The organism is Micromonospora sp. NPDC048999 (assembly GCF_040649295.1).
In the GTDB taxonomy this organism is placed as follows: Bacteria; Actinomycetota; Actinomycetes; order Mycobacteriales; family Micromonosporaceae; genus Micromonospora.
In genome coordinates, this window is the sequence record NZ_JBEZFI010000024.1 from 85,017 (window position 1) to 94,738 (window position 9,722).

The 9,722-nt window shown below is 71.4% G+C and carries 9 protein-coding genes and 1 other RNA gene; 8 read left to right on the plus strand and 2 right to left on the minus strand.

Translation table 11 applies throughout. The annotated features are described in order from the left end of the window. The first annotated feature begins 25 nt into the window (after positions 1 to 25). From AB0C02_RS22505 to mctP, 6 genes are all read left to right on the plus strand, one after another. Entirely contained in the window at positions 26 to 607 is a 582-nt protein-coding gene (locus AB0C02_RS22505; RefSeq protein WP_357550647.1) for a flavoprotein, read from the plus strand. Between the two features lie 138 nt (positions 608 to 745). Beyond that, on the plus strand, positions 746 to 1,576 hold the full coding sequence (locus tag AB0C02_RS22510; RefSeq protein ID WP_357550661.1) for a Nif3-like dinuclear metal center hexameric protein: 831 nt from the start codon (positions 746 to 748) through the stop codon (positions 1,574 to 1,576). Then, the gene (locus tag AB0C02_RS22515) at positions 1,573 to 2,310 is read left to right on the plus strand and encodes a C4-type zinc ribbon domain-containing protein (RefSeq protein ID WP_357550648.1); all 738 of its coding nucleotides are present in this window, start codon (positions 1,573 to 1,575) and stop codon (positions 2,308 to 2,310) included. The genes AB0C02_RS22510 and AB0C02_RS22515 overlap by 4 nt, the downstream gene beginning before the upstream one ends. A 5-nt stretch (positions 2,311 to 2,315) precedes the next feature. Then, positions 2,316 to 3,440, plus strand: a complete 1,125-nt coding sequence (locus AB0C02_RS22520) for a bifunctional RNase H/acid phosphatase (RefSeq protein ID WP_357550649.1) — start codon at positions 2,316 to 2,318, stop codon at positions 3,438 to 3,440. A 132-nt stretch (positions 3,441 to 3,572) separates the two neighbouring features. Next, complete coding sequence (locus tag AB0C02_RS22525; protein WP_357550650.1) at positions 3,573 to 3,815, plus strand: DUF3311 domain-containing protein; 243 nt, start codon at positions 3,573 to 3,575, stop codon at positions 3,813 to 3,815. Next, a complete protein-coding gene (mctP, locus tag AB0C02_RS22530) occupies positions 3,815 to 5,470 on the plus strand; it encodes a monocarboxylate uptake permease MctP (protein ID WP_357550651.1) in 1,656 nt (551 codons plus the stop codon). The genes AB0C02_RS22525 and mctP overlap by 1 nt, the downstream gene beginning before the upstream one ends. Positions 5,471 to 5,536: 66 nt before the next feature. On the opposite strand, the gene AB0C02_RS22535 is transcribed toward mctP, so the two are convergent. Further along, positions 5,537 to 6,013: a MarR family transcriptional regulator gene (locus AB0C02_RS22535; RefSeq protein WP_357550652.1), complete on the minus strand. Its 477-nt coding sequence runs from the start codon at positions 6,011 to 6,013 to the stop codon at positions 5,537 to 5,539. A 54-nt stretch (positions 6,014 to 6,067) separates the two neighbouring features. Between AB0C02_RS22535 and AB0C02_RS22540 the strand changes: the two genes are divergently transcribed. After that, complete coding sequence (locus AB0C02_RS22540) at positions 6,068 to 7,300, plus strand: MFS transporter (RefSeq protein WP_357550653.1); 1,233 nt, start codon at positions 6,068 to 6,070, stop codon at positions 7,298 to 7,300. A gap of 56 nt (positions 7,301 to 7,356) precedes the next feature. Here AB0C02_RS22540 and AB0C02_RS22545 read toward each other — a convergent pair whose 3' ends face one another. Continuing rightward, complete coding sequence (locus tag AB0C02_RS22545) at positions 7,357 to 8,118, minus strand: sulfite exporter TauE/SafE family protein (RefSeq protein WP_357550654.1); 762 nt, start codon at positions 8,116 to 8,118, stop codon at positions 7,357 to 7,359. An 80-nt stretch (positions 8,119 to 8,198) separates the two neighbouring features. On the opposite strand from AB0C02_RS22545, the gene rnpB reads away from it, so the two are divergent. Next, an RNA gene (rnpB, locus tag AB0C02_RS22550) (RNase P RNA component class A) lies at positions 8,199 to 8,607 on the plus strand. Positions 8,608 to 9,722 lie beyond the last annotated feature (1,115 nt).

The following is a 9,722-nucleotide window of genomic DNA, read 5'->3' on the forward strand; positions in this document are numbered from 1 at the left end:
GCGAGCGCAGCGGAGTGCCGGTCGGATGAGCGGTCTGCACCTCAGTCATGGGCACCCTCGGGTGCTCTACGTCCTCGCCTGCGGTTCGCCGCTGGCCCGTCGCGTCGACCGGCTGGTCGACCTCGCCCAGCAGGACGGCTGGGACGTGTGCGTGGTCACCACGCCGGACGGCGCGAAGTTCGTCGACCGGTCGGCACTGGCCCGGCAGACGGGTCACCCGGTACGCACCCACTACAAGAACCCGGGCGACCTGGACGTGCTGCCGCCGGCGGATGCCATGCTGGTCTGCCCGGCGACGGTCAACACGATCAACAAGTGGGCGGTCGGCATCGCCGACACGCTTGCCCTGGGGCTGCTGGTCGAGGCGCAGGGGCTCGGGGTGCCGATCGCGGCCGTCCCGTACACCAACTCGGCGATGGCCGCGCACCCGGCGTTCCTGGCCAGCCTGGCCCGGCTGCGCGAGTGGGGGGTACGCATCGTGTTCGGCGACCAGGTCGTACCGCTGCATCCGCCCGGCACCGGCGAGCGGCACCTGGACGCCTTCCCCTGGGCGGCGGGCCTCGCTGCGCTGCGCGGCATGCCACGCCCGGCCGCCCCGGTCGGCTGAGGTGCAAGCAGGGGCCCCTTGTTAACGCATTCTGTAGTACAGGGGGCCCCTTCTAGCAGCCATGGCCGTGAGAGCCGCCCCACGCCGGTAAGCTGGCCGGCCGTGAGCACAACCGGATCCCCGATCACGGTCGCCGACGTGGTGGCCGCGCTGGACCGCTGCTACCCGCCCGCCTGGGCCGAGGAGTGGGACCGGGTCGGCCTGGTGCTCGGCGAGCCCACGAACCCGGTAGGCCGAATCGCCTGCGTGGTCGATGTGGTGCCCGAGACGGTCGACGAGGCGCTCGCCGCCGGGGCCGACATGATCGTCGCGCACCATCCGCTGCTGCTGCGCGGGGTGTCCTCGGTCGCTGCCACCACTTACAAGGGGCGAATCGTCCATCGGCTGATCAAGTCGGATGTCGCGCTGTACGTGGCCCACACCAACGCCGACGTGGCCGACCCGGGCGTCTCCGACGCCCTCGCGGCCCGCTTCGGGCTGACCGGGCTGCGCCCGCTGCACCGGCCGCGGCCCGGGTCGCCGGCCGACGGCCCCGGGCGGGGCATCGGCCGGATCGGCGAACTGCCCACGCCGATGACTCTCGCCGCGCTGACTCGGCACGCCGCCGCGGTGCTGCCGGTCACCACGTGGGGAGTGCGCGCCGCCGGGGATCCCGGGCGTATGGTTCATACCCTCGCCGTCAGCGGCGGCTCGGGGGACAGCTTCCTCGCCGAGGCGACCGCCGCCGGGGCGGACGCGTTCCTCACCGCCGATCTGCGTCACCATCCCGCCGGTGAGCACCTCGCCGCCGGTGGCCCGGCCCTGCTGGACGCCGCCCACTGGGCGACCGAACGACCCTGGCTGGACGACCTGGCCGCCCACCTGCGGGACGGGCTGGGCGTCGAGACCATCGTGTCCGACCTGGACACCGACCCGTGGACCGTGCACGCCGCCGCACCCCGACCCCCCGACAAGGAGCCCCGACCGTGAAGGCTGACCCGAAGGTGCAGCGCCGCCTGCTCGACCTGCAGGCGATCGACACCGCCCTCGCCCAGCTCGCCCACCGCCGCCGGTCGCTGCCCGAGCGAGTCGAGCTGGAGGCGCTCGCGCGGGAACTTTCCGCGCTGGAGGACGAGCGGGTCCGCGCCCAGGTGGCCGTCGACGACCTGGACCGGGACATCGCCCGGCTGGAGAAGGACATCGACCAGGTTCGCGCCCGCAAGAGCAAGGACGAGGCGCGGCTGGCCGCCGGCACCGGCCCGGCCCGGGAGCTGGAGGCGCTCCAGCACGAGCTGACCTCGCTCAACCGCCGGCAGAGCGATCTGGAGGACGCCGAGCTGGAGCTGATGGAGCAGCGGGAGACCGCGCAGGCTGTGCTCGACGGCGTCGAGCGCCGCCTCGCCGAGGCCCGGGACCGGCGGGCCGCCGTCGAGCAGCGCCGCGACGAGAGCCTGGCCGAGATCGCCAAGGAGGAGGAGTTCAAGCGGGGCGCCCGCCAGCCGCTCGCCAACGACCTCCCGGCCGACCTGGTCACCCTCTACGACCGGATCCGCGAGGATTCCGGGCTCGGCGCGGCGCTGCTCACCGGCATCCGCTGCGGCGGCTGCCGGCTGGAGCTGTCCGGGGCCGACCTGGCCCGGATCCGCAAGGCCGCGCCGGACGACGTGGTGCGCTGCGAGGAGTGCCGGCGGATCCTGGTCCGCAGCAGCGAGTCGGGGCTGTAGCCGTCGTGGCGGTGCGCGCGGTCGTGATCGAGGCCGACGGCGGGTCGCGGGGCAACCCGGGGCCGGCCGGCTACGGCGCGGTGGTCCGCGATCCGGAGACCGGCGAGGTGCTGGCCGAACGGTCCGAGGCGATCGGCACGGCCACCAACAACGTCGCGGAATACCGGGGCCTGATCGCCGGGCTGGAGGCCGCCGCCGACCTGGGCGCGGCCGAGGTCGAGGCGCGGATGGACTCCAAGCTGGTGGTCGAGCAGATGTGTGGCCGCTGGCAGATCAAGCACCCGGGGCTGCGGCCGCTCGCCGCGCAGGCCGCCGGCCTGGTCGGGCGGTTCGCCAGCGTACGGTTCAGTTGGATTCCGCGGGAGCGCAACCGGCACGCGGACGCCCTGGCCAACGCGGCGATGGACGCCGCGGCGGGCCGGGCGCCGGCCCAGGCCGCCACCGCCCGGACCACCGGCACCGACCCGGCCACCACGCCGGCCTCCTGGGAGCCGCGCCCCACCGAGACCGCGACCCGGTTGATCCTGGTCCGGCACGGCGAGACCGAGCGGACCGTGCAGAAGCGCTACTCGGGCCGCGGCGACGTGCCGCTGAGCGACCGGGGCCGGGCCCAGGCCCGGGCGACGGCCGCCCGGGTCGCCGAGCTGGCCCCGTCCGTCGCCGCCGTGGTCAGCTCACCCCTGTCAAGGTGTACGGCGACCGCCGACGCGATCGCCGCCGTCGTCGGCAATTCTCCGGTACGCCCCGACGACGACCTGATCGAGTGCGACTTCGGGGTCTGGGAGGGCCGGACCTTCGCCGAGGTGCGGGAGGGCTGGCCGGGGGAGTTGGACGCCTGGCTCGCCTCGACCCGGGTCGCCCCACCGGAGGGCGAGTCGTTCGCCGCCGTCGCCGAGCGCACCGGCCGGGCGGTGGAGCGGCTGCGTGGCGCGTACCCGGGAGAGACCGTCGTGGTCGTCTCCCACGTCTCGCCGATCAAGCTGGTGCTGCGCGACGCCCTCGCCGCCGGCGACGCCTTCCTGCACCGGCTCTATCTGGACACCGCGGGCGTCTCGGTGCTCGACCTCTACCCGGACGGCGGCGTCGCGGTCCGCTCGGTCAACGACACCGCCCACCTGGCCTCCCGCTGACCTGTCCGCCGTTCGGCGCATGCGGGTGCCCGTTCGGCGCATCTTCGCTACCCGGGTGAACGTGACCTGGCTCACACGGCCGTAACCTCCGGCCGTTACCTGCCGAGTCACGACTTCCCGGAGGTGTGTCACGTGGCAGCACCCGAACCGGAGGCGCCGAGCACGGCGCGGCCCAGGGCGAAGGACCGCAGTCCCTGGAACTGGTTGCTCTTCATCCCGATCGTGGTGCCGTTGATCCCGGCGTTCTTCAACGGCGACTCACCCCGGCTCTTCGGGTTCCCGCGCTTCTACTGGCTGCAACTGGCCTGGATCATCCTCGGCGTGGGCACCACCACGCTCGTCTACCAGATGACGAAGAAGCGGGGTGACCAGTGATGTGGCGGGACCACCTGACCGAGATCATCATCTTCACCCTGCTCTTCCTGCTGGTCAGCGCGATGGGCTTCGTGGCGGCCCGGTGGCGGGCGCCGCGCGACATGGCCCACCTCGACGAGTGGGGGCTGGGCGGGCGCAGCTTCGGCGGCTGGATCACCTGGTTCCTCGTCGGCGGTGACCTTTACACGGCGTACACCTTCGTCGCGGTGCCGGCACTGATCTTCGGGGCCGGCGCGGCCGGCTTCTTCGCCGTGCCGTACACGATCGTCATCTATCCGATGGTGTTCCTGGTGCTCTGTCGGCTCTGGTCGGTGTCGCACCGCCACGGGTTCGTCACCCCGGCCGACTTCGTCCGCAGCCGGTTCGACTCGCCGATCCTGGCGCTGCTCGTCGCGATCACCGGCATCGTGGCGACCATGCCGTACATCGCGTTGCAGCTGGTCGGCATCGAGGCTGTGCTCAAGACGATGGGCGTCACCGGGGAGAGCGCGCTCGCCCGGCACCTGCCGATCATCATCGCGTTCGCGATCCTGGCGGCCTACACGTACCAGTCCGGGCTGCGCGCGCCGGCGCTGATCGCGTTCGTCAAGGACTCGCTGATCTACCTGGTGATCCTGGTGGCGGTGATCTGGCTGCCGTACAAGCTGGGCGGCTGGGGCGGCATCTTCGACGCGGCGGACGCGAAGTTCCAGGCGACGCCGGCGCCGAACGACGGCATCCTGCTCAACGGCAACAACCAGCTTCAGTACGTCACCCTGGCGTTCGGCTCCGCGCTGGCGCTGTTCCTCTACCCGCACAGCATCACCGGCGTGCTGGCCAGCCGGAGCCGGGACGTGATCAAGCGGAACATGTCCGCGCTGCCGGCGTACAGCCTGCTGCTCGGGTTGATCGCACTGCTCGGCTACATGGCCATCGCGGCCAAGGTGACCCCGCTGCCGGGGGCCAAGGCGGGCAGCGTGGACACCAACACCATCGTGCCGCGGCTCTTCGACGCCCAGTTCCCGAGCTGGTTCGCCGGGATCGCGTACGCGGCGATCGGCATCGGCGCGCTGGTGCCGGCGGCGATCATGTCGATCGCGGCGGCGAACCTGTTCACCCGCAACATCTACAAGGAGTACGTCAAGCGGGACGCCACCCCGGCGCAGGAGGCCAACGTCTCGAAGATCGCCTCGCTGGTGGTGAAGGTCGGCGCGGTCGCCTGCATCGTCTTCCTCGACCCGCAGTTCTCCATCGACCTGCAGCTCATCGGGGCCGTGATCATTCTCCAGACGCTGCCGGCGGTGGCGCTGGGCCTCTACACCCGCTGGTTCCACCGCGGCGCGCTGATCGCCGGCTGGGCGGCCGGTATGGCGATGGGCATGTGGATGCTCTACCAGGTCGGGAACCCGGCGACCGGCAAGAAGCACTTCGCCGGCTCGGCCTTCCCGCTCTCAGAGTTCGGCTTCGACACCAAGAAGACGATCTACGTCGGGATCGTGGCGGTGCTGGTCAACCTGGCGGTGGCGGCGCTGCTGACGCTGGCCCTGCGGGCCGCCAAGGTGACCGACGGGGCGGACGCCACCACCCCGGACGACTACTTCGCCGACGAGGGCGACCCGCGCGTCACCCCCGGCCCCGAGCGCGGCGCCGAGCCCGCCCCCGAGCCGGTCGCTTGAAAGGAGGGGCCTCCTGTTGACGCCTCGCGTTGTACAGGGGGCCCCTGTTAACGCCGTTCGGCGGGCTCAGCGGCGGCGGTTGCGCGCGTCGAGGGCCTCGTTGAGCCGGTGCAGCAGGTCGGCGAGGGTGTCCCGGTCGTCGGGGGACCAGGCGGCGAGGATGTCACCGTAGAGCCGGGTGCGGGCCGCCTGGACGGCGGCCATCCGCTGCAGGCCCGCCTGGGTGGGGGAGACCACCGTGCCGCGTCCGTCGGCCGGGTCCGGCGTACGGGTGATCAGGCCGTCCCGCTGCATGGCGGAGACCTGCCGGGTGACGGTGGATCCGTCCAGGTTCAGCCGCGCGGCCAGCCCGGAGACGTTCTGCGGGCCGACGCTGTCCAGGTACCGCAGGATCACGTACGCCGCCCGGTCCAGCACCCGGTGCTCGGCGGTGCCGCTGGCCCGGCGGGTCGCCTCGCCGAGCCGCATCAACAGCGCGACCTCGGTCTCGATCCGGCCGAGCGTGGCCTCGTCCTGAGTTCCCTCTGTGCGGTCAGCAGTCATAGCTGTATGATACAACCGAATTAACTGTAAGATACAGCTATCTGGGAGGCGGAGTTGGATCGGCGATCCGAGCCCAACCGCAGTGCTATCTACGCCACCACGCTGGTGGCCTTCCTCGCCATCGCCGGCATCGCCGTGGTGGACCCGATCCTGCCCGCCATCGGCGAGGCGATCGGGGTCACCGCCTGGCAGGTCGAGCTGCTGTTCACCGCGTACATCGCGGTGATGGCCGTCGGCATGATCCCGGCGACCCTCGCCAGCGGGCGGTTCGGCTTCAAACCGGTGCTGATCACCGGCGTCGCGGTGGTCGGCCTCGCCGCGATCCTCGCGTCGTTCAGCGACAACATCGTGCAGCTCTCCGTGCTCCGTGGCGTGTGGGGGCTGGGCAACGCGATGTTCTTCGCCACCGCGATGGTGGTGCTGGTCAACCTCGCCAACGACCGGGAATGGGTGGTCGGCCTCTTCGAGACCGCGCTCGGGCTCGGCTTCGCCGTCGGCCCGCTGATCGGCGGCCTGCTCGGCGAGCTGAGCTGGCGGCTGCCGTTCTTCGTCTGCGGCGTCTTCATGGTGCTCGCCCTGGCCGTGGCATCGCGCAAGCTCCGCGAGCCCGCCACCAAGCTGCCGCCGGTGAAGGTCGGCTCGATCTTCTCGACCTACCGCAGGCCGGCGTTCATCACCCTCTGCGTGGTGACCGCCGCCTACAACTTCGTCTTCTTCGTGGTGCTCGGCTACACGCCGCTCTACCTGCACCTCGACGTGATCCCGCTGGGCCTGGCCTTCACCGGCTGGGGCCTCGGCCTGGCCGCCGGCATCCTGCTGATCGGCCACCGGCTGGCGCACCGGATCGGCGCCGTCCAGACCGTCGGCGTCGCCATCGCCGGCCTACTGGTCTGCATGGTGCTCTTCGCCACCTCGACCGGCACCGCCATGTCGCTGGTGGTGCTGGTGCTCGCCGGCCTGTTCATGGGTCTGGCCAACGCCAACCTCACCGACCTGGCGCTCGGCCTCGGCTCCGCCGACCGGCGGGTCGCCACCGGCGCGTTCAACCTGGTCCGCTGGGGTGCCGCCGCGCCGGCCCCGATCATCTCCGGCAAACTCGCCGAACACGGGCTGGCGCTGCCGTTCTGGGTCGGCTTCGGGGTGCTCGCCGTCGGTGTGCTGATCTACCTCGCCTTCGCGCACCTGATGGCCGCTGGCTACGGCGAGCGGGTGCTCTGGTCGAGGTGGAACCGGGCCGCTCGCGGCGCGGAGCACGCCCCGGAGGAGCCGGTCGGCGAGGCCTACTGACCTTCGTTGGAACGTCCCGGCGCGGCGTCGCGCCGGGACGTTCGGCGTCCGGGCGGTCAGCGCAGGGCGCGCCAGAGCAGGTAGAGGCCGATCACCGTGCCGAACACCACGATGACGGTCTTCAACACCACCGAGGGCAGCCGACGGACCAGCCGGGCGCCCAGGTAGCCGCCGGTCACGGTGGCCGGTGCGATCACCGCGGCGGCCGCCCACTGGACCGGGCCGAAGAGCGCGAACACCACAAGCGTGGTCAGCCCCACCACCGCCGAGAGCAGGTTCTTGATGGCGGTCACCCGGGCCAGGGTGGTGTCCAGCACCAGCGCCAGGCCGGCCACCAGCATCACCCCGAGCGCCGCGCCGAAGTAGCCGCCGTACACCGAACCGACCGCGACCATGACCTGCACGCTGAGGGTACGGCGGCGCGGGCTCAGGTGGGCCGGGTGGCCGACCAGCCGGCGCAGCGGATCCTGAAAGGCCAGTACGGCGGTCGCGCCCAGCACCAGGAACGGCACCACCAGCTCAAACGCCCGAGCCGGGGTGACCAGCAACAGCAGGCAGCCGACGCCCGTGCCGAGCACGGTGGTGGGCAGCAGCCTCCACAGCTGCCGCCCGCCCGGCAGGTCCATCCGGCTGCCGGCCACGCTGGCCACGTACCCGGGAAAGACCGACACCGAGTTGGTGACGTTGGCGGGGACCGGCGGCAGACCGATCGCGATCAGGGCCGGGAAGGTGATGAGGGAACCGCCCCCGGCCACCGCGTTCACCGTGCCGGCGGCGAGACCGGCAGCGACCAGGAGCGCGGCGTCGGAAAGATTCATGGGCCCCGAGGCTAACCCTGGCCGCACCCGGCCGGGAAATGGACGCGGCGCGGGGATCGTTAGGATGAGAGCGCGACGGACGAGTCGACCGGGCGGTCGCGTCGACGGGCTACGGCTCGTCGCCGAGGAACGTCCGGACTCCACAGGGCAGGGTGGTTGCTAACGGCAACCCGGGGTGACCCGCGGGACAGTGCCACAGAAAACAGACCGCCGACCCGATACGGGACGGTAAGGGTGAAACGGTGGGGTAAGAGCCCACCAGCATCCCGGGTGACCGGGATGGCTCGGTAAACCCCACCCGGAGCAAGGCCAAGAATGGGTCGTCGCCGCGAGGTGACGGTCCGCGCAGACGCTTGAGGGCTGCCCGCCCGATGTCTGCGGGTAGGCCGCTGGAGCCTGCCGGCGACGGCAGGCCGAGATGGATGGCCGCCGCCGACGTGCCCTCGGGCGTGTCGGTCACAGAATCCGGCGTACAGGTCGACTCGTCCGTCGCCCACCAGGTCAGAGCCGCGATCAAGGCTCTGGCCTGGTTCTATTTCCCGGCGTCGATGGTCGTCGTTGGTCAACTTTGGCTGGCGTTTGACGCCCTGGGGACGCCCTGACGCCCTGGCGACGCCCTGGCGGAGCTTCAGTTTGGAAGGTCGAAGATCGCGGCCGACAAGGGCCTGGTGGGGCAGGCCAGCCGCAGGACGTGGGGACCGTTCGTGCCCGCTGGCGACCGCCGGAGGTACGGGCTACCGGCACGTGGGTGGCACGGATGACCTACGCATTACGAGATCAAACTGCCAGCTCCGACGACCTGGGCACATGGGGGTCTAGCAGCGGAAGTACCTCTCGACATCTCGCACCACTTCCCCGCCGTCCGTCGACCTCTTGCGGACTAGATGCGGACCGCTCACCTCGGGCTCGTGGTACGCGTGGCGGGGGGCGGGTCGCGGTGTCCGATATTCAGTCCCGGGATCACTCCGGGGACCTACCAGTGCCCGCCCCCCGTAGCCGCGCTGTCCCACGTGGGGTTGCTCTGACCGGCCAACTGCGGCGCACCGTAGCAGGCGGGGACGACATCACGCCCCGTCCCGCATCGCCGTCGACATGGTCACGGTGACCCCGGTGATCCGAGGGCAAGCTGTCAGCTTGGGAATTGCCGATCTGCGGCAGGCCACTGGCTTGGCGGCCTGGTCTCGGCAGTCCCTCGTGGCCTCGGCTGGCCCCTGTTGTCCTCGCCCAATGGCACGCTAATGGCACGAACGGGCGATCGGCCGTCAATGGCGGAAGCGCCGTCTACGATGCGGCGATGAACGTGGGGGACGTTGGCTCGCTGTTGTGCTGTCTACTCGTGCTTCTCCTCACGGCCGCCGGTTCGGTGGGCTCGATTTGGTGGGCGATCACTGACCGACGGCGAAGACAGCGGCATTGAGGGCGCGTCGCCAGACGCGACTTCCTCCGCCACCACCTAGCCATCCCGTCTGCCGCCGACCCACACACCGTGGAGCGGGCCAGGGCCAGGGTGACAAGGTGGAGCGCCCTACCGGACGAGTCTCAATGGCGGTTGTCAAGCAGGCCGTGCGTTGGGCAGGGTCTCCTCGGTCGGGCTGGCGTGTTCC